The organism is Pseudoalteromonas sp. RB2-MNA-CIBAN-0110, from assembly GCF_040309305.1.
Classification (GTDB): Bacteria; Pseudomonadota; Gammaproteobacteria; order Enterobacterales; family Alteromonadaceae; genus Pseudoalteromonas; species Pseudoalteromonas arctica.
This window is the reverse complement of the sequence record NZ_JBEOOQ010000131.1, coordinates 1-291: the sequence shown is the minus strand read 5'-3', so window position 1 is coordinate 291 and position 291 is coordinate 1. Positions and strand designations below refer to the sequence as shown.

1 protein-coding gene is annotated in these 291 nt (G+C 38.8%); it reads right to left on the bottom strand.

Translation table 11 applies throughout. The features are described 5' to 3' along the window. Positions 1–4 precede the first annotated feature (4 nt). A partial coding sequence (locus AAEY68_RS20840; protein WP_350586801.1) for a transposase occupies positions 5–291 on the bottom strand: 287 nt, incomplete at its 5' end.

Here is a 291-nt window from a genome sequence, read left to right as displayed (position 1 = left end):
CTTCTTAATGCATCGTGTTTTGCAGCTTTTCTATATTATGAACAAGACAATACAGTTGCCATTGCGCATTCACTTTCATTTGACCCCGTAAGGTCAATTTATTCATGCCTTTATTCACTGTAATGTTCCCGAACACTGGCTCAATACAACCAAGTCGTTTGCTATATTGTCGTCGACCTATGGGGCTGTCTATTTTTACTTTCATTTTGTCTATATAGCTCAGCTTTTTGCGTGATTCATTATTTATAAACTGTACTTGTCGCCCCGTTTTAATGGGTGGCTTTCGCATGC